We start from the raw sequence: 21,829 nt of genomic DNA, 5'->3' as shown, positions 1-21,829 counted from the left end.
TGTAACGGCGGTTATTCGGCGAGCCCGAGCGCGGCCAGATGGGCTGCGCCGGTGCGGACGTCGTCATGATTGCGGAGCTCGAGGATCAAGCGCGGATTCGAGGTCAGTCGGCCGAGCGCGCGGAACACGGCAACCCACGGGATGTTGCCCTCGCCCGGCGCCCAGTGCCGGTCGGCGAAACCGTCGGTGTCCTGCAGATGAACATGCGTCAGCATGTCCCCGGCGGTCTCGACGTAATAGTCGACCGGCGGCGCGCCGGTGGAGATGTGGGCGTAATTGGCATGACCGGTGTCGAGGGAGACCCGGACCTTGGCGCTTTCGAGCGCCTTGGCGAGCCGCACGCGGTCGCGCGGGTCCCTGTCTTCGATATTCTCGATGACGATTTCGCAGCCGATCGTTTCAGCGCGCGCGATGACTGCGGCGAGCGTCGCCTTGACGCGTTCGACGAGATTGCCGCGATTGTCAGGATAGAGATCGAGGTTGTTGTGGTCCCAGGTCGTGAACGGCGAATGGATCACCATCTGCGTCGCGCCGAGGAACTCAGCGGCGTCCAGCCCCTGCAGCAGGCGCTTCGTCACGACCTGGCGGATCATCGGATCGTGGCTGCCAATTGCGAAGCCCCAGAACGGGCCGTGGATGCCGAGCCGGCCGGTATGGCCCGAGAGCATCTGCTTGATCTCGGCGGCGGCGCTCCGCCAGTCACCATCGAGCAGATCGGCGCGGAAGAAATCCTGGATTTCGAGGTCGCGCTGCCGTTCGAGAAGCCAGTCGCGGTGGGCGGGGATCGATTTGATGGACAGTGCGGCGCCCAACACCGGCTTCGACATGGCTTGCTCCTTGGCCGTCAACGATGACAAGGGCAGCGCTAGACCAGTTCAATGACAGTCCCGTGAAATGCGGGTTCCGAAACGCCGAGGGAGATGTGGACATCCCGTCGATCGCTTGCATCGATTTCAGGCAGCCACGCGCGCAAGCGGTGCAGGCGTATGCATCGCCGCGCGAGTCCAAACGCGTTCGCGTCCGTAGTGATCCGGATTGGAATCCTAACCATACTTCGCGTACATCCCAGCCATCGATCGGCGGCCTTCCAAGGGCATCACCCTCTGATCGCGCTGCATGGGGTTGGGGGACCACATGGGGCGGGGGATCAAAGGCTGGGGCAAGGTTACGAGGTCCGGACTCCTAGGCACTCCGGACCTCGAACTTTTCAGATTGAACGCAATTTCGCGCCGCCGGCTTCATGAGCCGCGCGGCGCGAAGTCGTTGTGGGGCCAACCTGCACGCGTCAAGTCACTTCGGAACATTCCGCTCGAGATCCTCGAGCCATGCCGCCGCGCTCGAATCCGACGGCGCACGCCAGTCGCCGCGCGGCGACAGCGAGCCACCGGACGAAACCTTCGGCCCGTTCGGCATCGCCGAGCGCTTGAACTGGCTGAACGCGAAGAAGCGGCGCAGGAACACCTCCAGCCAGCGGCGGATCTCGGCAAGATCATAGGCCTTGCGCTTGTCGTTGGGGAACGCCGGAGGCCACTCGCCCTTGGCAACGTCTTTCCAGGCGTGCTGCGCCATGAAGGCAATCTTGGACGGCCGCATGCCGAACCGCAGCGTGTAGAACAGGTTGAAGTCCTGCAGCTCGTAAGGACCGACGGACGCTTCCGTACTCTGCGGCTTCTCACCTGGCTCCACCGGAACCAGCTCGGGCGAGATTTCGGCCGACAGGATCAAGCCAAGCGTGCGGTTGACGTCGTCGCCGAACTGTTTCGACGCAATCACCCAGCGGATCAGGTGCTGGATCAGGGTCTTCGGCACCCCCGCATTGACGTTATAGTGCGCCATCTGGTCGCCGACGCCATAGGTGCACCAGCCGAGCGCCAGCTCGGAGAGGTCGCCGGTGCCGATAACGATGCCACCGTGATGGTTGGCGAGCCGGAACAGATAGTCCGTGCGCAAGCCTGCCTGCACGTTCTCGAAGGTGACGTCGTAGACCTTCTCGCCGTTGCCGAAGGGATGGCCGATATCCTTCAGCATCTGGGTCGCCGTGGTGCGGATATCGAGCTCCCGCCAATTCGCCTGCAACGCCTTCATCAGCGCCAGCGCATTGGTCTTGCTCTCGCTGCCGGTGGCGAAGCCGGGCATGGTGTAGGCAAGGATATTTTCCCGCGGCAGCCCGAGCAGGTCGACCGCCTTGGCGGCGACGATGAGCGCATGGGTGGAATCGAGGCCGCCCGACACGCCGATGACGACGCGCTTGGTGCCGGTCGCTCGCATGCGCTGCACGAGGCCGGCCACCTGGATGTTGTAGGCCTCGTAGCAGTCCTGTTCGAGCAGGCTTTCGTCGCTGGGCACGAACGGGAAACGCTCGATCTTGCGCAGGAAACCGATGTCGCCGGCGGGCGGCTTCAGTGCAAACGTGATCTTGCGGAAGAACGCCTCGCGCTGCCGGCGGTTGTCGTCGAACGTGCCCATCAACGCACGCTCCTGCCTGAGCAGGTCGAGATCGACGTCGGCGAGCGTGATCTGGCCGCCCTGGCGGAACCGCTCGCCCTCGGCCAGCAGAGCTCCATTTTCGTAGATCGAGGTTTGGCCGTCCCAGGCCAGATCCGTGGTCGATTCCCCTGCCCCGGCCGCCGAATACACATAGGCCGCAAGGCAGCGCGCCGAAGTCGACTGGCACAGCAGTGCGCGCGCGCGTGCCCGGCCGATCGTGATCGGACTGCCCGAGAGATTGATCAGGACGCTGGCGCCGGCAAGCGCGAGCTCGGAAGCCGGCGTCACCGGGATCCACATATCCTCGCAGATCTCGACGCCGATGGTCAGGCCCGCAACGTCCTCGGCCGCGAACAGGAGGTCGACGCCGAACGGCGCATGCAGCCCACCAAAGCCAATGGTCTCCCCGGCAACGCCGGCGCCGGAGGCGAAATGACGCCCCTCGTAGAATTCGCGATAGGTCGGCAAATAGCTCTTGGGCACGACGCCGAGGACGGCGCCGCGATGGACGACGACAGCGCAATTGTAGATGCGGGCCCCAAAGCGCAGCGGCGCACCGACGATCAGCACGGTCATCAGCGTCGCGGAGGCCTCGACGATCGCGGCGAGCCCGCGCTCGACCGCATCGAGCAATGGGTCCTGCTTCACGAGGTCTTCGATGGCGTAACCGGACAGGCACAGCTCGGGAAACACCGCGACCGCCACCGATTGCTCGTGGCAGGCGTTGGCCGCCGCCAGGATCGCCTTCGCGTTCGCCGTGGGATCGGCCACATGCGAGGTGGTGACACAGGCCGCCACGCGCGCAAACCCGTGGGCGTAAATCGAGTGAAAACTCATCGAGCGCAGGACCCTCAATCTCTTTGCGGCCGGCCTTGGTCGGGCGGCCGCAAGCACAGGCTATATGTAACCCATCAGCATGCCCCCGTGCAGGCCATCCGGCATCATGCATAACGGATTTGCAGCTTCGCCGGCCCCGCCTCGACCGCGTCAGGCGCTGCGGACCAGCATGCCGGACAGATCGTCGCGCAGCCATTTTGCGATCCGGGGCCAGGCATGCACGTGGGTCCGCGCTCCCATGAACAGGCCGAGATGATTGCTGGGTTCGGAGGCCGCCGTGACGAAGGCGGGTGGGGTCCCGAGGAGATCGGCTGTGGCGAGCGCCTGCGCGGCCGGCACCACGTCGTCGTCGAGCCCGGCCAGCAGGAAGACCGGCGCCATGACGTCCTTCAGGTCGATCCGGCGGCCGAGCGCGACGAAGCTGCCGCTCGCGATCCGGTTCTCCCGGAATATCCAGTTGACGATCTGGAGATAGTAGGTGCCGGGCAGATTGAGCGTCTCCGAATTCCAGCGGTCGAACCGCGCGAGCAAAGCCGCGCCCTCCTCGTCCGAGAGATCTTTCTGCAAGGCCGCCGCGATATCATCGCGGCTCGGCGGCTTGGACCAGAACCGCAGCATTTCGTCGCCACTGACATTGCCGCCGCCGCGCGCGACGAGCTGGTCGTAGACCATCTCCGGTGCGCTGCGAGCGAGCCGGGAGAGCGCGGACTCGATCGAGAGATCGACGGGCGCGCCAACCAGCACCAGCCGCCGCACCTTGGCGGGAAAGCGCGCTGCGTAGAGCAGCGACAACCACCCGCCCTGGCACAGACCAATGAGATCAACCGGCACGCCGATCTCGTCGACGGCGACGTTGAGATCGGACAGATAGCTGTCGATCGAGAGGTGGCGCATGTCCGGCGTGGCGGACCGCCAGTCGGTGAGATAGACCCGGTCGATGCCGCCGTCTTGCAGCGACTGCACCACGCTGTGGCCGGGCGCAAAGTCGGCGATGACAGCCCGATGCAGCGCGTAGGGCGCGCAGACCAGCGCCGGTTGGCCCGATCGCCCCCGCGTGCAATCGCGCAGGCGCATCGTTGCGAGCTCCAACGCGACGGAGTTGGGCGTCGTCCACGGCACGCCGCTCTCGTCCTGTTCCGGCGGACCGCGCTCCAGCCACCAGAAGCACGCGTCCATCGCGAGCCGCGCCGCCGCAAACGGCCACAGCAGCGGGTCATCCGGAGCGCGCTCCGGTCCGCCTGGCTGTTTGCCGGCCTTCTCCACCATGGCTAGCTCGCGATGCTCACAGGAACGCCTCGAAGCTGATCACGGAAATGCCGCGCTCCCCAAAACTCCTGTGGGTCGCGGCCACGGAACCATCGAGATCGATGCCGCGGCAGGCGTCCTCGATCACGGCAACCTCGAACCCCGCATTGCGGGCGTCTTCCGCCGAGAAGCGGACACAGAAGTCGAGCGCCAGACCGGCGACGAAGACGGTCTTCAGCTCGCGTTCGCGCAAATAGCCGAGCAGACCCGTCGGCGTCCGGTGGTCGTTCTCGAACAGCGCGGAGTACGAATCGATCCCGCGGCGAAAGCCCTTGCGGACCACCATGCTTGCTCCGGTGAGGTCGAGATCGCCATGGAATTCGGCGCCGGGCGTGCCCTGCACGCAGTGCGCCGGCCATAGCACCTGCGTACCGTAATCCAGCTCGATGGTCTGGAACGGCTGCTTGCCTGCATGGTTCGGCGCGAACGAGACATGGTCGCGCGGATGCCAATCCTGGGTCAGCACGACATTGGCGAATTTTGGGGCGATCCGGTTGATGGCCGGGACGACCTTCTCGCCGCCGGGAACGGCGAGCGCGCCGCCGGAGCAGAAGTCGTTCTGCACGTCGATCACCAGCAGCACGTCACGGTCGGAAATCTTCATCACAGGCCCCATACTGGCCGCCCGGCACGAGACGCGCCGGACGCTCTTCTCCAGTGTCGATCTTCCCGCGCGGCTTCGCAACCACCGACCCTATGCGGCGATATCGCGCGATATGGTTCGCCATCCCCCGTTGGATGCAACGGTTTGGCCTCGTCCGTGTTGACTAGGAACAGTCAAGCGAGGATTCTCGGAACCGTCCGCAGACTGCGGATCGGATCAGGTGTGGAGGCAGAGGTTCCCGACGGCCGGCAAAGGCCGCGGCAGCCACGGGGTCATGAGTATCGACAAGACAGGACAAATTCTTCTCGCCGATATCGGCGGCACGAACGCTCGGTTCGCGCTGAGCCATGGCGACGAGACCGGCCCCATCGACTATGTGAAGGTCGCAGACTTCCCCACGGTCCGGGAAGCCATCGCCGATGTTCTCGCGCGCCGGTCCGGTGCCGGGCGGCCCAGCCGAGCCGTGCTGGCCGTCGCAGGTCCGGTGACTAACAACCGCTGCGTCATGACCAACAGCCCCTGGGTCATCGACGGCAACGAGCTCCAGCCGGCTCTCGGCTTCGACAGCGTTCATGTCCTCAACGATTTCGAGGTGGTGGCCTGGTCGCTGCCTGCCCTGAAGCCGGCCGACCTGATCCCGCTCGGCGGCCAACAAGGCCTCCCCGGTGAACCTTTGCTGGTGGTCGGGCCCGGAACCGGCTTCGGCGTCTCCTGTCTGGTCGAGCGCCATGGCGCCCGGCTGGCTGTCGTCACCGAGGCCGGCCACGCGACCCTGCCCGCGGAGAACGAGCGTGAGGAACGTGTCATCGCGTGCCTGCGCAAACGCCTCGGTCATGTCTCGATCGAGCGCGGTGCGCTGTCCGGCTCCGGCCTGCAAAGCCTTTACGAGGCACTGGCGGAGATCGACGGCGCCCAGGTGCCGCACCGCGACGCGGCCGCCATCACCAAGGCGGCCCTGGAGGGCAGCTGCCCCCTCAGCCTGGCGACGCTGGAGATGTTCTGCGCCATCCTCGGCTCGGTCGCGGGCAATCTCGCGGTGACCTTTGGCGCGCGCGGCGGCGTCTATATCGCCGGCGGAATCGTGCCGCGCTTTCCGGATTTCCTTGCAGCCTCGGCGTTCCGCGCGCGCTTCGAAGCCAAAGGCCGCTTCCAGGATTACCTGCGCAACATCCCGACCCGGCTGATCACCAAGCCCGATGCAAGCTTCCTCGGCCTGAAGGTGTTCGCCGACCACAATCTGGACTGAGTCGCGCACTGGTTCCAGTCATGCACAGCTGATTGCAGCCGGCGCCCGGTTCCACGCACGATCGTGCTTGCCCGTTTGTTTCCGATGAGAAACAATCCAGTCAGTGTGTGGCGTAGTTGCGGGGGCGTGACATGCGTAAGCAGGACATTGGGTTTGACTATCACCGCTATCACCGTCTGCTGCTCGAGGCGGACGACGAGAGCAAGCGGCTGGCGCTGATCGAGCTGCTCATCGAGGAAAAGGCGCGCGACCGTCTGTCCGCGCAGCGCGCGTCGGACCGTGCGGCGATGACGGCCCATACCATTGCCAACGTGCTGAAGAACGGTCGCAGCTGAGACTTGCGGGACTTTGCGGGACCGGCGGCTGCTCGCGCGAGCACGCGCCTCGATTACGGTTCCCTTAACGATCTCTCGCAAGCTCGCGTCAAACTTTTTGCTCTAAGAGTTCCCTCACCTGATGCAATTCAGGGTCAACAAGGGGGGAATGAACATGAGCATGATTTCGCTCGCCGCAATGCCGGCTGCCGTCGAAACGCGCATCGCCGATTCTTCGTTCAAGATCATCTTGCTGTTCTGCTGCGTGGGCCTCGTCGCTTCATTAGGCGTGATGGCGCGCGGCATCGATCTTGGCGCCGCCCTGATCTGAGGCTGCGGCGCAATTGCCCTGAACTCATTGGCCGCCCTCAAGGCGGCCAATTTCGTTGACGATGTCGGCGCGACAACTTTGCCGTCGCCCGGCGTGGCGCCATCGCTCAGTGGGGCAACCTGCCGATCGCACCCGGAAACAGCGTGTCGATCATCGCCTTGAGTTGGTCGAGGGAAATCGGCTTGCGCAGGATTGGCCTGCGCCGGAGCAAGGACGGCAGCAGTTCCGGCCCGTAGCCGGTGGCGAACAGAAACGGCTTTCCGCGGCGCTCGATGAGGTCGGCGACGGGATCGACGTAGAGACCCATCAGGTTGATGTCGAGGATCGCGAAATCGTATTGCGCGGTCATCGCGAAGGCGCAGGCGTCACGGACATTGTCCGCTTCCGCGACGACATGATGGCCGAGTTCCGCGACCATGTCGGCCATCATCATCCGGATCAACGCTTCGTCTTCGACCAGGAAAACGGAGAGTCCGTCCGCCATATCAACCCCGCAGTCAGCTTGCGAAGCTAATCATACCTCAGCTGCAGAGAGCATTCACGAATTCGTGGCAGGCGCCGTTAATTCAGGCGCCCGCAATCCGATTCAACTTGATCAATCCAGGCCGCGCTCGTGGCTGAGGCGCACCATCTCCTGAATGAAGACCTGCTTCTGCTTGTCGTCGAGGCTCGAGTAAAGCGGCTCGGCGGCATCGGCAACGTTGCGCTGGTCGGCAGCGCGGTCGATCAGGAACTGCGACTCGTTGCGCATCTGCTCGATGATGTCATCCGGCGGATCGCGCTTGGCGCGGGCAACCCGCAGGTTGAGCCGCTCTGCACCATTGTGCCCCAGGTAGTGCATCGCGCTCGAGAAGCCGAACCAATGCTTCTCCTGATCGGGGGTGAGGTTCAACTCTGTCTTGATCCGCTCGATATAGGAATCGCTGTTGGCGACGATCTGCTCGGCACTCTGTTGCGGCGTGCCAGTCTGGGTGAGGACGGTGACGTCCTTGTTGTCCTTGTTCTCCTGTGGCGTGGTCCTGGCTTCCTTGCTCGCCTTGGCGCCCTTGCCCGCCTTGGCGGTCTCCTTGGCGCTCTTGGCGTCCTTGTCCTTGCCGGCGCCCGGCTGCTTGGAATCCTTGCCGGCGTCCTTGCTCGTATCCTTGCTCGTATCCTTGGCGGGCGGCGGCGCCTGATTGTTGTTATTGTTGACGCCGAGCACGCCGGTGAAGACGCCGACCACGCCGCCGATCGCACCGCCGAGCACGCCGCCGACGGGACCGGCGGCCTTGTTGCCGGCTGCGGCGCCGTCCTGAACACCTTTGACCAGGCCTTGTGCATGCGCGACCGCGGATGCACCGAGCAGCAATGTGAGCACGCAGCCCAGCGCGAGCCATCGCCGCAAGTGAAGCCGTGCGGGCGGTGCCGGGTTGGTCATTCTGGTCTCCATCGTCGATCCGATTGTTCTGGCAGGGTGGAAGCCGCCCGCCGGTTGCAACTCTATCGTTTTCGCCACCGAGGTCTAGGCGCGGACGCGTGCTGTCCACGTCCGAAAACTCATTCGCGCGAAGCGGTTATGCAGGCTTATTCGAAACTGCGGCGTAATTGCGCACGTCCTGTCCGACACGCCTTGCCCGAAGTGTGCGTCGCAAAATGAGCGGCGAAGGTCCACGCAGGCCCGCCCCGCCCGCCGGCGCTGCCGCACGCCCGGCCACAACGTTAGTTCTAGACGGCGCGCGTTCGGCTTCCTCGACAGAGGCGATCAATCATGATCTGATCGCGCTACCAATTCGCTGCGCCTCGCGTGATTTGCCGCGCGGTGACGGCATCAACAAGAAACGGCACGAAGAAACGCCAACAACAAAAGCAAGAAGCAAACTCGGGAATTCAAAGGAAACGCCAGAACAATAAAACACCCAAGCGAGGAAACGAGATGTCACGCAAGACACTGACGCGACGTCAATTTGTTGCTGCCACTGCAATGTCCTCCACGGCGCTGATCGCGGCGCCCTATGTCCGAGGCGCTTACGCCGCCGGCAAACTCTCGATCGGCTTCTGGGACCATTGGGTCCCCGGCGCCAACGATGCCTCCACCGCGCTCGTCAAGGAATGGGGCGAGAAGGAGAAGGTCGAGGTTTCCATCGACTACATCACCAGCAACAACAAGAAAATCGAGCTTACCGCGGCGGCCGAAGCGCAAGCCAAGTCGGGTCACGACATTCTCCAGATGCCGAGTTGGTGGCCGCACGCTTATTCGGAGAATCTCGAGCCGCTTAACGACGTCATGGAGCCGCTCATCAAGCAGAATGGCGAGGTGAACGGCACCGTCAAATATCTCGGACAGTCCGGCGGCAAGTGGCTCGCGGTGCCGGCGACGCCTGGCAGCCAGATCAAAGGTCCCTGCTCGCGCATCGACCTGATGAAGAAGCATGCCGGCATCGACGTTCAGGAGATGTATCCGGTCGGCAGCGCGCCGAAGGATGAGAAGTGGACCATGGAGGCCTTTCTCAAGGCCGCCGAAGCCTGTCACAAGGCCGGCGTCCCATTCGGGATCGGCCTCGGCGAAACCACCGACAGCGTCGATACGGCCGGCGCGATCTTCCAGTCGTACGGCGCCGAGCTCGTCAATGCCAAGGGCGACATCACCGTGAAGACCGACGCGGTGCGCGAAGCCCTCGAATATTACAAGAAGCTGATCGCCGTTCTTCCGACGGACGCTCCCTCCTGGGACGACGCGTCCAACAACAAATGGCTGATCTCGGGCCGTGGCGCGATGATCCTGAACCCGCCGAGCGCATGGGCGGTCGCCAAGCGCGATGCCCCGCAAGTTGCCGAACAGTGCTGGACGCATGGCATGCCGGCGGGTCCGAAAGGCCGCTTCGCGCCCTTCCTGCCCTACTTCTGGGGCGTCTGGAGTTTCGGCAAGAACAAGGAGGCCGCCAAGAGCCTGCTCGTTCATCTGTCATCGCCATCCGCAATCGAGAAATTCGTCGCCGCGAGCGGCGGCTACGATCTCCCAGCCTACGCGAACATGACGAAGCTGAAGACATGGGCGGAGGAAGGGCCGCCGAAGGGTACGCTCTACAGCTATCCGGATCCGCATCACCGTCAGACGCTTTCGATCGCGGCCTCGCCTGCCCCGCCCAAGATCGCACAACAGATCTACTTCCAGGCGACGCTGACCAAGTTGGCGCTGCGTTACGCGAAGGGCGAGAAGCTGGAAACCGCGCTCGCGTGGGCTGAAAGCGAATGTGAAGGCTTCATGCGGAGTTGAGGCCGGGTGTGTGCCATGGCGGTTCATGCCTTCGGGCATGCGCCGCCGAGGTGCATCCGGATTCAGTCCGCGTGCCGTGAAGCCGAGCGGTTGCCGGCTTCACCGTTGAACCTTCGTTGAAAACGTTTGCCTCAGAGAGTTTGACTCATGGCTGATGTCGTCGTTGAGCAAGGCCGCCTCGCCCGTATTGCCACTCCGCGCAAAAGAGGTACGAGCCTGCGCAATGTGCTGGGGCGGAAATCGACCGTGGCGTTCTTCCTGACGCTGCCGCTGATCCTGCTGATCGTGCTTCTGGTGCTCTATCCCGCCTTTTACTCGCTCTATCTGGCGACGCTGAACAAGGCGATGACGAAATTCGTCGGCCTCGGCAATTTCACCTTCCTGTTCAAGCGCGAGACGTTCTGGATGGTGGTGAAGCAGTCCTGCATCTTCGCCGTCACCGCCGTGATCTTCAAGGCGCTGATCGGGTTCATCGTCGCGCACTTCGTCCACAACATTCCGGGCAAGAAGCAACGCAAATGGCGTGGCATGCTGCTGGTGCCCTGGGTGATCCCGCCGGCGATGAGCACGCTGGCCTGGCTATGGCTGTTCGACCCATCCTACAGCGCCTTCAACTACACACTGTCCTTCTTCGGCGTCGGTCCGATCCCCTGGCTCGGCGACACCTTCTGGGCACGCTTCTCCGTGATCCTGGTCAACGTCTGGTACGGCGCGCCGTTCTTCCTGATCATGTATCTGGCCGCGCTGAAATCCGTGCCTGACCAGCTCTACGAAGCGGCGTCGATCGACGGCGCCAATTGGTGGCAGAAGATCTGGCACATCACCCTTCCGATGATGCGCAACATCATCGCCATCACCACGCTGTTCTCGCTGATCGTCACCTTCGCCAATTTCGACATCGTGCGCATCCTGACCTCGGGCGGACCGCTGGACACGACACATCTGTTCGCCACCTGGGCGTTCCAGGTCGGCATCCAGAGCAGCGACATTCCGCTCGGCGCCTGCGTCTCGCTGTTCATGGTGCCGATCCTCGCCGTGGCAGCGATCTTCATCCTGCGCGATGTCAACAAACGTGGGAACGAAGCCTGATGAGCACGCTCGCAATCGACAAGGCCGGACCGTCGCGCAAGGTCAAGCTTCGAAGCATGAGCCGGGACCGCACCTGGGCACTGCGCTGGTCCTATTTCTTTCTGGTGCTGTTCGCGATCTTCTTCCTGACGCCCCCGGTCTACATGCTGATCACCTCGCTCAAGAGCAGCGCGGAGATCTCGGCAGCGACCAATCCCTGGTGGGTGTTTCATCCCACCTTGTCGAACTATGTCGAGCTCCTGACCTCGAACCAGTTCCTGGGCTTCTTCTGGAACTCGTCGATGATCTCGATCATCGTCGTCATCGTGACGATGCTGATCAGCATCCCCGCGGCGTTCGCGCTGGCGCGGATGAAGTTCTGGGGCTCGGCGACGCTCGCGACCGGCGTGTTCCTGACCTATCTCATCCCGGACAGCCTGCTGTTCATTCCGTTGTTCAAGATGCTCGCTGTTGTCCAGGAGTTCACCGGCATCACGCTGCTGAACCGGTGGTACGTGCTGGTTTTCATCTATCCGACCCTGACGGTGCCGTTCTGCACCTGGATCATGATCGGCTATTTTGCCTCGATCCCGAAAGAACTCGACGAGGCCGCACTGATCGACGGCGCCTCCTGGCTCCAGACGCTGACGCGAATCTTCATTCCCGTGGCCCTGCCCGGGTTGATCGCCGCGACCATCTTCGCCTTCACGGTGTCCTGGGCCCAGTTCCTCTATCCCCTGGTATTCACGACGTCAGTGGACCAGCTCGTGCTGCCGGTCGGCATCACCACCACGCTGATCAAGGGCGATGTCTTCAATTGGGGGCAGATCATGACCGGGGCACTGCTCGGCGCGGCCCCGCCGCTGATCATCTACGCCTTCCTGATGGACTATTACATTGCCGGCCTGACCGCCGGCGCGACAAAGGGTTGATATCGTATGGCCGAAGTTGCTCTGCGGAAAGTCATCAAGCGTTATGACGACGTCGAGGCCGTGCGCGGCATCGATCTCGACATTTCAGACCATGAGTTCATCGTGCTGGTCGGCCCCTCCGGCTGCGGCAAGTCGACGACGCTGCGGATGATCGCAGGGCTCGAAGACATCACCGACGGCGACATCATGATCGGCGGCGACGTCGTCAACGACGTGCCGCCGAAGGACCGCGATATCGCGATGGTGTTCCAGAACTACGCGCTCTATCCGCACATGACGGTCGCGGAGAACATGTCGTTCGGGCTGCGCCTGAAGCACTATCCCAAGGCCGAGATCAAGGCGCGAGTGACGGAAGCCGCCCGCCTGCTCGACATCACCGACCTGATCGACCGCAAGCCGAAGCAGTTGTCCGGCGGCCAGCGCCAGCGCGTCGCCATGGGCCGCGCCATCGTTCGCAACCCGAAGGTCTTCCTGTTCGACGAGCCGCTGTCCAATCTGGACGCCAAGCTGCGCGTGCAGATGCGGATCGAAATCAAGAAGGTGCACCAGAAGGTGCGCACCACAACCGTCTACGTCACCCACGACCAGGTCGAGGCGATGACACTGGCCGATCGCGTCGTGGTGATGAACAAGGGGCGCATCGAGCAGATCGGCACGCCGAACGAACTCTACCACAAGCCCGCGACCCGCTTCGTCGCCGGCTTCATCGGCTCACCCGCGATGAACTTCATCCCGTGCCGGCTCGAGGATGCCGGCGGCACGCTGCAGATCCGCCTCAGCGACCGCATCGCCTTCCCGCTGCCGCCGGCCCGCGCGGCGCGCTACAATGCACTGCCGCGCACCGACAAGCTGCTGCTCGGCATCCGGCCCGAACATCTCACCGAGGCCCACGCGCACCTCGAGCCCGGCGAAGAAACCTTCGACACCGTGCTCGACGTCACCGAGCCGATGGGGATGGAGACGCTGGTCTATTTCGCCCTCGACGGCACCCCCGTCTGCGGCCGCGTCGATCCCAATGCCGGCGCTGCGGACGGGGCTTCCATGCGTTTGGCGATGGACCTCAACAACATGCACCTGCTAAACGAGGAGACCGGCGTCGTGTTGTGACGCCGGCTCAAGAAACTTGAAGCAGGCGGGGAGTGATGGCGACCAACAAGAAGAAGATTTTCGTTACACAAACTTTGTCGCAAGGGGCACGCGCCCTCCTCACCCAGCGGGACGATATCGAGCTCGTCGAGTTTCCGAACCTGATCTCGGCGAAGGACTTCGAGACCTTGCTGAAGAGTCATGCGCCGGTCCATGGCGTGGCGCTCGGCGCCACCGCCTTCGGCGAGACCGAGCTCGAGGCGTCCAGGGACATGAAGGTCGTCACCCGCATCGGCGTCGGCTACGACGCCGTCGACGTGCCCGCCCTCTCCCGCCGCAAGGTGCCGTTGATGGTCGCCGGCAGCGCGAACTCGCCTTCGGTCGCCGAGCAGGCACTGTTCATGATGCTGACGCTGGCCAAGCGCGCAAATGAGATGCACGCCTGCGTCAAGGACGGCCAATGGGCGAACCGGCTCGGCATGCTGCCGTTCGACCTCTACGGCAAGACGGTCCTGATCATCGGCTTCGGCCGCATCGGCACCCGGACCGCCAAGCGCTGCCAGGCGATGGAGATGAAGGTCCAGGTCTACGATCCCTACAAGCCCGCCGCCGAGATCAAGGCCGCCGGTTGCGAGCCGGTCGCCGATCTCGACGCCGCGCTGCCCAATGCCGATTTCGTCACCATCCACTGCCCGAAGACGCCGGAAACCGTCGGCCTGTTCGACGCCGCGCGGATCGGCCGGATGAAGCCGAAATCCTATCTCATCAACACCGCGCGCGGCGGCATCGTGAAGGAAGCGGCACTGTACGACGCGCTGGTCTCCGGCAAGCTTGCCGGCGCCGGCATCGACGTGTTCGAGGCGGAGCCGCCTCCGGTCAGCAACCCGCTGTTCGCGCTCCCCAACGTCATCATGGCTCCGCACGTGGCCGGCGTGACGGTCGAGGCAGTGAGCCGCATGAGCGAACAGACCGCACGCAACATCCTGAGTGTGCTGGATGGCGATCCGATCCGGCAGAACATCATCAATCAGGACGTGCTGGGCTAAGGCAGCCCCGAAGGCGGGCCCATCTGCCCGCCTTCGGAGCGCCAGAATGCGTCCCATTTTGGTGCAGATCGAGCCCAAACTCAGCCTTAATCAAACCCGCGTAATAGACCCGGCCGCGGCGGCAGTGGGACAGACTTGCCGGCCGCGTCGAGCTGGAGGATGGCCCCTTGTCAGAGATCGACCCGACCGACCACGCGCTGGCGACCATCGCCAGCATCCTGGAGCATCCCGAGCCGGCCCTCGTCGTCCGCGAAACGGAAATCATCCGCGAGACCGAGTACGTCGTCGGCGAGCAGCCGGCCGAACAGCATGAAGAACATCATGCAGTCATCGACGAGCATCCCGTGGTCGAAGAGCAACCGCTGGTGCCGGACCACACCGACGCCGACGGCTACAGCAAGGTCGGTCCCGGGCCGATGGTGGCGATCCGCCTGAAATGGACGGTCCATCGTGGCGACGACAGCCAGTACTACGTTCACGAGACCATCGGCGAGCAATCCGCGCCCGTGATCAGCGGCCCGATGACGAGCGAGGCCGCCGTGCAGTTCGTCGATGCCCACGAGGAAGAAGCCCATCGGCGTTTCGAGCTGCTGCGCAGCGAGATCGCCGGCCGCAGCTCGCTCGCCGACTACGAGCGCAAGGGCGAAGCGTAACTACTTCCTGCCCAGATAATCCTTCTTCACCAGCTCGACGCCTGCGTGCCGCAACAGGTCGTAGGCCGTCGTGACGTGAAAGAAAAATTGCGGAACGCTGAAGGTCAGCAGCAGCGTCCGCCCGGTAAAGGGCAGCTCGGTCCCGTTCTTCAGCCTGAAGAAGACTTGCTGCTCCGCCGCGCCATCGATCGCGGCGCGCGGCAGGTTTTCGATGAACTCGATCGACGTCGCGATGCGCGCCTGAAGCCCGGCCATGTCGTGTTCCAGCGCCGGCAGCGCCACCGGCTCGCGCTCCGCCAGCAGGGCCGGCGCGACCGTCGCGTGGCGGCAGGCTTCGCCGATCTGCTGGGCCAGATCGTACATGTCCGGCGACAGCCGCATCCCCAGCAGAATGGCAGGATTGAACTTGCGGGCCTCGGCGTAGGAAACGCCCTTGTCGAGCAGTGCGGACAGGTTGCGCAGATACGGCACGAAGAGACCGACCGAGGCCTCGTACATCGAGATCGCCACTTCAAAATTCCTCTCAATTCCATCTCGCCAGCGGGTGACATCTGATCTAAATCCCACACCAAGAGCTGCACAATGACAGCTCGCGCAGGGGTGGAAAAGAGATGATCGTTCGAAGGCCTGTTCGAATCCTGGCGGCTTTGGCCGTGGCGTTGCTGGCAAACCTTTCGGCTCACGCACAGCAGGCGCCCTCCCGCCTCGACGAGATCGTCAAGCGCGGCACCCTGCGCGTCGGCATGACCGGCGACTACAAGCCGTTCACCTATCTCGACAAGGCCACGCAGCAGTTCAGCGGCTTCGACGTCGACATGGCGGAAGCCTTGGGCAAGGCGCTCGGGGTCAAAGTCGAATTCGTGCCGACGGCCTGGCCGAAACTGATGAAGGATTTCGAGGCGGACCAGTTCGACATCGCGATGGGCGGCGTCTCGGTCACGCTCGACCGGCAGAAGAAGGGCCTGTTCTCGACGCCGATCATGCGCGAGGGCAAGACGCCGATCACGCGCTGCGCCGATGTCGGCAAATACCAGACGCTTCCCGACATCGACAAGAAGGGCACCCGCGTGATCGTCAATCCCGGCGGCACCAATGAGCGCTTCGCGCGCGCCAACATCAAGGACGCCGACATCACCGTCTTCCCGGACAACACCGTGATTTTCGACGAGATTGCCAAGGGCAATGCCGACCTGATGATGACGGACGCCTCCGAGACCCGCTACCAGCAGAAGCAGCATTCCGGCGTGCTCTGCGCGGTGCATCCCGAAAAGCCGTTCGACTTCTCCGAGAAAGCCTACTGGCTCCAGCGCGACGTGGCGCTGAAGGCCTTCGTCGACCAGTGGCTGCACATCTCCATGGAGGACGGCAGCTACAGGAAGATCTACGCCGCCTGGTTCGATTAGGCTGCGTCCTCCTGCCGCTTGCCCCGGCCAAACTTTGGACCCGCTCCGAGCGTATTGAACCCGGAACCACCGGACGACGACTCATACGGACAACAGTGATCTAGATCACTTTTTGCGATCGAACCGGGGCCTAAGCCTCGGTGCGGGGACCACCTGTTCAGGAGAGCGAAATGAGGAAGCTGTTGGCCGCGGCCGCATTCCTTTTGGCAAGCACAGCTGCCCAGGCGCAGTACACCTTCGAATATGGCGGACGCACCATCCGCATCGATCCGGACCGTGGCACGGTGCAGATCCCCGGGGTGTATGACAACACCGGCCAGGGCAAGGCCAAGAAGACCAAGAACAACGAGACGACCCCGGGCCAGCAGACGCCGCAGCAGGCCAAAGCCAATCCGCAAGCGCCGGCCGCACCGGCGCCTGTCGCAGCACCTCCGGCAGCAGAACAGGCACCCGCACCAACCGCTGCAGTGCCGCCGCCAGCTCCGCCCGCACCCGCGCCGCCTCCGGCAGCGACCGCCAGCAATGCTCCCGCCGAAACGGCCGTGCTGCCACCGCCCGCGCCTCCCCCGGCCCCCGCTCCGGCCGAGCAGCAGGCGGCTCCCGCCGTGCCGCCGCCCGCTCCGACTGCAGCCACCGCGCCCGCGGCGCCACCTCCGCCTCCTGCCCCGGTTCAGTCCGCCGCCGTCGCCCCGCCGGCGCCCGCAGCCGCGCCGACCCGCGACCTCAATTCACCGCTCGGCATCTGGCTCACCGAGGAGAAGGAAGGCAAGGTCCGCATCGAGCAGTGCGGCAACAATCTCTGCGGCTATTCGGTCGACAGCAAATCGAACCAGAACGGCGAGCAGGTCCTGATCAACATGAAGCCCGGCAAGGAGCAGAAATGGTCCGGCCGCATCCTCGATCCCAACACCGGATCGACCTACGATTCGACGATCGCGATGAAGGGCACGGATCGGCTCCGCGTGCAGGGCTGCGCCTTCGGCGGCATGTTCTGCGGCGGCCAGACCTGGACGCGGGTGAACTGAGCTAAGTTGGCGAGAACTGCCGCTTGCGGGCGGCAGCGATCGGTTCGCGACCAGCCCCGACCTGGGAGAGCGCTTCGACGAAGATCGGCTCCCAGGCGCGGATGTGATGGCGCAGAAGATTGGTGAGCGCCTCCTCCTTGCCCGCGCTTGCCAGCTCGATGATCCGGAAGTGTTCGGGAGCCGAGTCGTTCTGACGCGCGAGGCCCGCGCGTGAATTGATCCCGTACAGCCGCATCTGGTCGCGCAATCCCATCACCATCTCGGTCAGGCGCGGATTGCCCGCGGCGTCCGTCAGCAAGCGATGGAAGGTTCGGTCCGCCTCGATGTAGAGCCCGATATCCTCGGTCTTGACCGCGCGCGCGATGGCTTCGGCCCACGGATAAAGCTCACTCAGATCCTTGTCAGGCTTGCGCGCAACCAATGACGCGGCATGGAGCTCGAGCACGTCGCGCAGATCGAACAGGTTGCGAAGCTCCATCAAGGTCGGCTCGACAACCCTGAAGCCGCGATTGCGGACGGGCTCGATCAGGCCGCTGCGGCTCAGCTCCAGCAGCGCTTCGCGGACCGGCGTCGATGACACGCCAAGGCTCGCGGCCAAGGTCGGAACCGAATACATCGTGCCGGGCAGGCTCTGACCGGAAATGATTTCCGCGCGCACCTGCTGCACGACCTGCTCGCGCAGATTCTGGTCCATGTCCCCTCCGACTTGCCGCCTGCTGCTCGATCTATCAGCACCGCCCAAAGAATGCACTTGACCAGGAAGGTGCCATCGCCGAGCATGTAGCGCATTACTGTAATGCACTACTCTTGGGCTGTCCATGGCAGAACGCTATCCCGGCTATTGCACGCTCTGCCGTTCGCGGTGCGGTTCGACGACCGTGGTCGAGAACGGCCGCATGGTCGCGGTCGAGAATGCGCCGGCGCACCCTACCGGCGGCGCGCTGTGCTCGAAGGGCCGCGCCGCGCCCGAGATGGTGCATAGCCCGCGCCGCCTGACCTACCCGCTCCGCCGGACGGCGCCGCGCGATGCCGCCGACCCTGGCTGGGTCCGGATTTCCTGGGACGAAGCTCTCGGCGAGATTGTCGAGAAGCTTGGGCGGATCCGCAGCACTGCCGGCGCGGAAGCCGTCGCGTTCGCCGTCACGACACCGAGCGGCACCCCCATGGTCGACAGCTTCGAATGGGTCGAGCGGTTCATCCGATGTTTCGGCAGTCCCAACCTGATCTATGCCGTCGAAGTCTGCGGCTGGCACAAGGATTTCGCCCACGCGCTGACGTTCGGCCGCGGCATCGGCTTCCCCGACTACGACAGAGCCGACACCATCGTGCTGTGGGGACACAATCCCGCGCGGACCTGGCTTGCGCAGGCCACCCGCATCGCGGACGCGCGCCGTCGCGGCGCGCGCGTGGCCGTCGTCGATCCCAAGCCGAACGGGTCGGGACAGCAGGCCGACCTCTGGCTGCGCATCCGTCCCGGCGCCGATGGGGCGCTGGCGATGGCGGCAATCCGGCATCTCATTGCAACCGGCACGTACGATCAGGATTTCGTCACGCGCTGGACCAACGGCCCGTTTCTGGTCGACACGCACACCGGACGTTTCGTCCGGGCAACCGAGCTGTGGCCCGATCAGTCGCCGGACGCGTTCGTCGTGATCGATCCATCCGGCAAGGCGCGACCGCACGACCCGCGCGTCGAGGTGCTCGATCCGGCGAATTGCGTCCTCGACGCCGAGGCAACGCTTGATGGCGTGGGCGGACGCGTGATCGCCGCGAGAACCGCTTTCTCGCGGCTCGCAGCCGAGGCTGCCTCCTACACGACGTCCAGCGTCGCCGCGACCACCTGGCTCGATGAATCGAAAGTCGCCGCGTTCTGCGCGCTGTTCGAGAACAGTCCGAAGCTCGCCTATCATTCGTGGACCGGCGTCGGTCAGCACACCAATGCGACCGCCACCGAGCGGGCCATTGCGACGCTCTATGCCCTCACCGGTGCCTGCGACCGGCCCGGCGGCAATGTCTGGCCGGTCCCGCCACCGACACGCGCAGTCAACGACATCAGCCTGCTGCCGCCGGGCCAGAAAGCGAAGGCGCTGGGCCTCGACGAATTGCCGCTGGGGCCGCCGAGCCGCGGGTGGATCACGGCGCGCGATTTCAGTCGCGCGGTGCTCAAGGGCGAGCCCTACCGCGTCAACGCGCTGATGAGCTTCGGCACCAACTTCGTGGTGTCGCAGGGACACTCTTCGCGCAATCGCGAAGCGCTGCGCGCGCTCGACTTCCATGTCCATGTCGACATGTTCATGAATCCGACCGCGGAGAATGCCGACATCGTGCTGCCGGCCGGCATGCCCTGGGAACGCGATGCGCTGAAGATCGGCTTCGAGATCACGCAGGAGGCCGTCGAGACGATCCAGTTCCGGCCGCGGATGCTGCCACGGCACGGCGAGAGCAAGGCCGACTACGAGATCGTCGCGGAACTGGCTGTGCGCATGGGGATGGCGGAGCAGTTCTTCGGCGGCGACATTCGTGCCGGCTGGAATTATCAATTGGCCACGCTCGGCATCACCGTCGACGACTTGCGTAAGCAGCCCGAGGGCATGCGCTTTCCTCAGCCATTCCATCACGAAAAATACGCCGACAGGAAGAACGACGGGACGATCGCCGGTTTCGCGACGCCGACGCAGCGCGTGGAGATCTATTCCGAGCTGATGCTCGATCACGGCTATGCGCCGCTCGCGGGCCACGTCGAGCCGGCCGAGAGTCCGATGGCGACGACCTCCGGCAAGCGGTTTCCCCTGGTGCTGACGACCGCCAAGAGCGGCTGGTACGTCCACAGCTCGCATCGGCACGTGGCATCGCTTCGCAGGAAATCGCCCGATCCCGCCGTGGAGATCAGCACGACGCTCGCAACGCGGCAGGGCCTCGAAGACGGCGATTGGGCGATCGTCGAAACGCCATCCGGTCAGGTCCGGCTCCGGGTCCGCCTGAACGATGCGCTCGACGACCGCGTCGTGCTGGCCGAGTTCGGCTGGTGGGAGGGTTGTCCGCCGCTTGGACTCGGCGTGACGCCGTCCGCGGGCGTCGCGACGTCGAACATGAACGACGCATTGAGCGACGCGTCGCGCGACCCGGTCAGCGGCTCGGTTCCTCTGCGCGCCACGCTCTGCGACATCAGGCGCGACCAGGCCGCGAACCGCGGGCGCTGGGCCGGGCGGCGCACATTCTCAGTCGCGAGCGTCCGCCGCGAGGCCGATGACGTCGTCGCCATCGACCTTGCTCCGAAGGACGGCGATGCGCTTCCCGCGTACCGGCCGGGGCAGCACGTCCTGCTGAATTTGCCGGGCGTGAACATCGCCCGGGCCTACTCATTGATCGGACCCGGCGGCGAGAACGTGCTGTCCGTCGCCGTCAAGAAGCAGCATTCCGACAGCGGCCTTCATCTCTCCGAACACATTCATCGCCTCGCGATTGGCGACGAGGTCCAGCTCGAAGCTCCCGGCGGGATCTTCACCCCGCCATTGCAGAGCCATCGCCCCCTGATCTTTCTGGCGGCCGGAATCGGCATCACGCCGTTCATGAGTCATCTTGAGGCGCTGCTCGCCATGACGCCGGCCGAGCGCGTCAAGGACGTCCTGCTGATCCACACCTGCCGCAATGGCAACGAGCATCCTTTCGCCGCGCGGCTTCGGGAGCTCCGGGCGCTGCTGCCGCAGTTGAAGCTCATTACGGCCTTTACGGCACCTCGCCCATCCGACCGGCTGCACGACAATTACGACCATGCCGGCCGGCTGGACCTGTCCGCCATTGATCCATTGCTCTCCAAAAGCCCCCTTGCCTATCTCTGCGGCTCGCCGGACTTCACGTCTTCGATGGCCACGCAGCTCGCCGAGCGCGGAGTTGCCCGCTTCGACATCTTTGCGGAAGCCTTCGTATCGCCGCCCGAAGTGCCTGCGACGCTGGAGCCGCAGACGGTTCACCTCGCCGGCAGCGACAGGAGTTTTCTCTGGTCGCCTGAATTGGGCACGCTGCTCGATGCCGCGCATGCCGCGGGCGTGCCGCTGCCCAGCGGCTGCCGCGTCGGTCAGTGCGAGAGCTGCGCCATGCGCATCGTCGATGGCCGCGTCGCACAGCTCGGCGGCGGCGACAGCTTGACCGAGCACTGCCTGACTTGTCAGGCGGTCCCGCTGTCCGAGCTCACGCTCGCGCTCTGACCACGCCGCATGACTTTCAACCACGACCATCACT

20 protein-coding genes are annotated in these 21,829 nt (G+C 64.5%); 12 read left to right on the top strand and 8 right to left on the bottom strand.

What is annotated here, in order from left to right:
- Positions 1 to 11: 11 nt before the first annotated feature.
- From F8237_RS32615 to pncA, 4 genes are all read right to left on the bottom strand, one after another.
- A complete protein-coding gene (locus tag F8237_RS32615; RefSeq protein ID WP_151650178.1) occupies positions 12 to 827 on the bottom strand; it encodes a sugar phosphate isomerase/epimerase family protein in 816 nt (271 codons plus the stop codon).
- 463 nt (positions 828 to 1,290) lie between these two features.
- Positions 1,291 to 3,324, bottom strand: a complete 2,034-nt coding sequence (locus tag F8237_RS32610; RefSeq protein ID WP_151650177.1) for an NAD(+) synthase — start codon at positions 3,322 to 3,324, stop codon at positions 1,291 to 1,293.
- Between the two features lie 150 nt (positions 3,325 to 3,474).
- Positions 3,475 to 4,590 carry an alpha/beta fold hydrolase gene (locus F8237_RS32605; protein WP_151650176.1) on the bottom strand — a complete coding sequence of 372 codons (1,116 nt, stop codon included), beginning with the start codon at positions 4,588 to 4,590 and terminating at the stop codon, positions 3,475 to 3,477.
- 16 nt (positions 4,591 to 4,606) lie between these two features.
- Positions 4,607 to 5,245: a bifunctional nicotinamidase/pyrazinamidase gene (pncA, locus tag F8237_RS32600; protein ID WP_151650175.1), complete on the bottom strand. Its 639-nt coding sequence runs from the start codon at positions 5,243 to 5,245 to the stop codon at positions 4,607 to 4,609.
- 262 nt (positions 5,246 to 5,507) lie between these two features.
- On the opposite strand from pncA, the gene glk reads away from it, so the two are divergent.
- The 3 genes from glk (at position 5,508) to F8237_RS36540 (ending at position 7,124) form a co-directional block, all read left to right on the top strand.
- Positions 5,508 to 6,479 (top strand): glucokinase, encoded by a 972-nt coding sequence (gene glk / locus F8237_RS32595; protein ID WP_151650174.1) that lies wholly within the window; start codon positions 5,508 to 5,510, stop codon positions 6,477 to 6,479.
- A 131-nt stretch (positions 6,480 to 6,610) separates the two neighbouring features.
- On the top strand, positions 6,611 to 6,814 hold the full coding sequence (locus F8237_RS32590) for a hypothetical protein (RefSeq protein WP_151650173.1): 204 nt from the start codon (positions 6,611 to 6,613) through the stop codon (positions 6,812 to 6,814).
- A gap of 154 nt (positions 6,815 to 6,968) precedes the next feature.
- Positions 6,969 to 7,124, top strand: coding sequence for a hypothetical protein (locus F8237_RS36540; protein ID WP_167527504.1), 156 nt, complete (start codon positions 6,969 to 6,971; stop codon positions 7,122 to 7,124).
- A 106-nt stretch (positions 7,125 to 7,230) separates the two neighbouring features.
- Here F8237_RS36540 and F8237_RS32585 read toward each other — a convergent pair whose 3' ends face one another.
- Both F8237_RS32585 and F8237_RS32580 read right to left on the bottom strand, forming a co-directional pair.
- On the bottom strand, positions 7,231 to 7,608 hold the full coding sequence (locus F8237_RS32585) for a response regulator (RefSeq protein ID WP_151650172.1): 378 nt from the start codon (positions 7,606 to 7,608) through the stop codon (positions 7,231 to 7,233).
- 111 nt (positions 7,609 to 7,719) lie between these two features.
- A complete protein-coding gene (locus tag F8237_RS32580) occupies positions 7,720 to 8,541 on the bottom strand; it encodes a Spy/CpxP family protein refolding chaperone (RefSeq protein WP_151650171.1) in 822 nt (273 codons plus the stop codon).
- Positions 8,542 to 9,036: 495 nt separating this feature from the next.
- Here F8237_RS32580 and F8237_RS32575 point away from each other — a divergent pair, with 495 nt between their 5' ends.
- The 6 genes from F8237_RS32575 (at position 9,037) to F8237_RS36160 (ending at position 15,162) form a co-directional block, all read left to right on the top strand.
- Positions 9,037 to 10,377, top strand: a complete 1,341-nt coding sequence (locus F8237_RS32575; protein WP_151650170.1) for an ABC transporter substrate-binding protein — start codon at positions 9,037 to 9,039, stop codon at positions 10,375 to 10,377.
- Between the two features lie 147 nt (positions 10,378 to 10,524).
- Positions 10,525 to 11,466, top strand: coding sequence for a carbohydrate ABC transporter permease (locus F8237_RS32570; protein WP_151650169.1), 942 nt, complete (start codon positions 10,525 to 10,527; stop codon positions 11,464 to 11,466).
- Entirely contained in the window at positions 11,466 to 12,377 is a 912-nt protein-coding gene (locus F8237_RS32565; protein ID WP_151650168.1) for a carbohydrate ABC transporter permease, read from the top strand. Before F8237_RS32570 ends, F8237_RS32565 begins: the two co-directional genes overlap by 1 nt.
- Before the next feature lie 6 nt (positions 12,378 to 12,383).
- Positions 12,384 to 13,484, top strand: coding sequence for an ABC transporter ATP-binding protein (locus tag F8237_RS32560; RefSeq protein WP_151650167.1), 1,101 nt, complete (start codon positions 12,384 to 12,386; stop codon positions 13,482 to 13,484).
- Between the two features lie 35 nt (positions 13,485 to 13,519).
- The gene (locus tag F8237_RS32555) at positions 13,520 to 14,509 is read left to right on the top strand and encodes a hydroxyacid dehydrogenase (RefSeq protein WP_151650166.1); all 990 of its coding nucleotides are present in this window, start codon (positions 13,520 to 13,522) and stop codon (positions 14,507 to 14,509) included.
- 167 nt (positions 14,510 to 14,676) lie between these two features.
- Positions 14,677 to 15,162 (top strand): hypothetical protein, encoded by a 486-nt coding sequence (locus F8237_RS36160; protein WP_162006311.1) that lies wholly within the window; start codon positions 14,677 to 14,679, stop codon positions 15,160 to 15,162.
- On the opposite strand, the gene F8237_RS32545 is transcribed toward F8237_RS36160, so the two are convergent.
- Positions 15,163 to 15,660: a DUF1993 domain-containing protein gene (locus tag F8237_RS32545; protein WP_151650751.1), complete on the bottom strand. Its 498-nt coding sequence runs from the start codon at positions 15,658 to 15,660 to the stop codon at positions 15,163 to 15,165.
- 113 nt (positions 15,661 to 15,773) lie between these two features.
- Here F8237_RS32545 and F8237_RS32540 point away from each other — a divergent pair, with 113 nt between their 5' ends.
- Both F8237_RS32540 and F8237_RS32535 read left to right on the top strand, forming a co-directional pair.
- Positions 15,774 to 16,565 carry a transporter substrate-binding domain-containing protein gene (locus F8237_RS32540; protein ID WP_151650165.1) on the top strand — a complete coding sequence of 264 codons (792 nt, stop codon included), beginning with the start codon at positions 15,774 to 15,776 and terminating at the stop codon, positions 16,563 to 16,565.
- 170 nt (positions 16,566 to 16,735) lie between these two features.
- On the top strand, positions 16,736 to 17,590 hold the full coding sequence (locus F8237_RS32535; protein ID WP_151650164.1) for a DUF2147 domain-containing protein: 855 nt from the start codon (positions 16,736 to 16,738) through the stop codon (positions 17,588 to 17,590).
- Between the two features lies 1 nt (position 17,591).
- On the opposite strand, the gene F8237_RS32530 is transcribed toward F8237_RS32535, so the two are convergent.
- Positions 17,592 to 18,284, bottom strand: a complete 693-nt coding sequence (locus F8237_RS32530; RefSeq protein WP_151650163.1) for a GntR family transcriptional regulator — start codon at positions 18,282 to 18,284, stop codon at positions 17,592 to 17,594.
- Positions 18,285 to 18,408: 124 nt separating this feature from the next.
- On the opposite strand from F8237_RS32530, the gene F8237_RS32525 reads away from it, so the two are divergent.
- Positions 18,409 to 21,795 (top strand): molybdopterin-dependent oxidoreductase, encoded by a 3,387-nt coding sequence (locus F8237_RS32525; protein ID WP_151650162.1) that lies wholly within the window; start codon positions 18,409 to 18,411, stop codon positions 21,793 to 21,795.
- Positions 21,796 to 21,829: the final 34 nt, after the last annotated feature.

Source organism: Bradyrhizobium betae, from assembly GCF_008932115.1.
Taxonomy (GTDB): domain Bacteria; phylum Pseudomonadota; class Alphaproteobacteria; order Rhizobiales; family Xanthobacteraceae; genus Bradyrhizobium; species Bradyrhizobium betae.
The sequence above is the reverse complement of the archived record's forward strand: the minus strand, read 5'-3'. Positions and strand labels throughout refer to the sequence as shown.

Coding starts and splice junctions, on each gene's coding strand:
- F8237_RS32575 (WP_151650170.1), top strand. CDS start 9,037: ATGTCACGCAAGACACTGACGCGACGTCAATTTGTTGCTGCCACTGCA.
- F8237_RS32560 (WP_151650167.1), top strand. CDS start 12,384: ATGGCCGAAGTTGCTCTGCGGAAAGTCATCAAGCGTTATGACGACGTC.
- F8237_RS32565 (WP_151650168.1), top strand. CDS start 11,466: ATGAGCACGCTCGCAATCGACAAGGCCGGACCGTCGCGCAAGGTCAAG.
- F8237_RS32545 (WP_151650751.1), bottom strand. CDS start 15,660: ATGTACGAGGCCTCGGTCGGTCTCTTCGTGCCGTATCTGCGCAACCTG.
- F8237_RS32555 (WP_151650166.1), top strand. CDS start 13,520: ATGGCGACCAACAAGAAGAAGATTTTCGTTACACAAACTTTGTCGCAA.
- F8237_RS32605 (WP_151650176.1), bottom strand. CDS start 4,590: ATGGTGGAGAAGGCCGGCAAACAGCCAGGCGGACCGGAGCGCGCTCCG.
- F8237_RS32540 (WP_151650165.1), top strand. CDS start 15,774: ATGATCGTTCGAAGGCCTGTTCGAATCCTGGCGGCTTTGGCCGTGGCG.
- F8237_RS32570 (WP_151650169.1), top strand. CDS start 10,525: ATGGCTGATGTCGTCGTTGAGCAAGGCCGCCTCGCCCGTATTGCCACT.
- F8237_RS32585 (WP_151650172.1), bottom strand. CDS start 7,608: ATGGCGGACGGACTCTCCGTTTTCCTGGTCGAAGACGAAGCGTTGATC.
- F8237_RS32530 (WP_151650163.1), bottom strand. CDS start 18,284: ATGGACCAGAATCTGCGCGAGCAGGTCGTGCAGCAGGTGCGCGCGGAA.
- F8237_RS32615 (WP_151650178.1), bottom strand. CDS start 827: ATGTCGAAGCCGGTGTTGGGCGCCGCACTGTCCATCAAATCGATCCCC.
- F8237_RS32610 (WP_151650177.1), bottom strand. CDS start 3,324: ATGAGTTTTCACTCGATTTACGCCCACGGGTTTGCGCGCGTGGCGGCC.
- F8237_RS32525 (WP_151650162.1), top strand. CDS start 18,409: ATGGCAGAACGCTATCCCGGCTATTGCACGCTCTGCCGTTCGCGGTGC.
- F8237_RS32580 (WP_151650171.1), bottom strand. CDS start 8,541: ATGACCAACCCGGCACCGCCCGCACGGCTTCACTTGCGGCGATGGCTC.
- F8237_RS32590 (WP_151650173.1), top strand. CDS start 6,611: ATGCGTAAGCAGGACATTGGGTTTGACTATCACCGCTATCACCGTCTG.
- F8237_RS32535 (WP_151650164.1), top strand. CDS start 16,736: ATGAGGAAGCTGTTGGCCGCGGCCGCATTCCTTTTGGCAAGCACAGCT.
- glk (WP_151650174.1), top strand. CDS start 5,508: ATGAGTATCGACAAGACAGGACAAATTCTTCTCGCCGATATCGGCGGC.
- pncA (WP_151650175.1), bottom strand. CDS start 5,245: ATGGGGCCTGTGATGAAGATTTCCGACCGTGACGTGCTGCTGGTGATC.
- F8237_RS36540 (WP_167527504.1), top strand. CDS start 6,969: ATGAGCATGATTTCGCTCGCCGCAATGCCGGCTGCCGTCGAAACGCGC.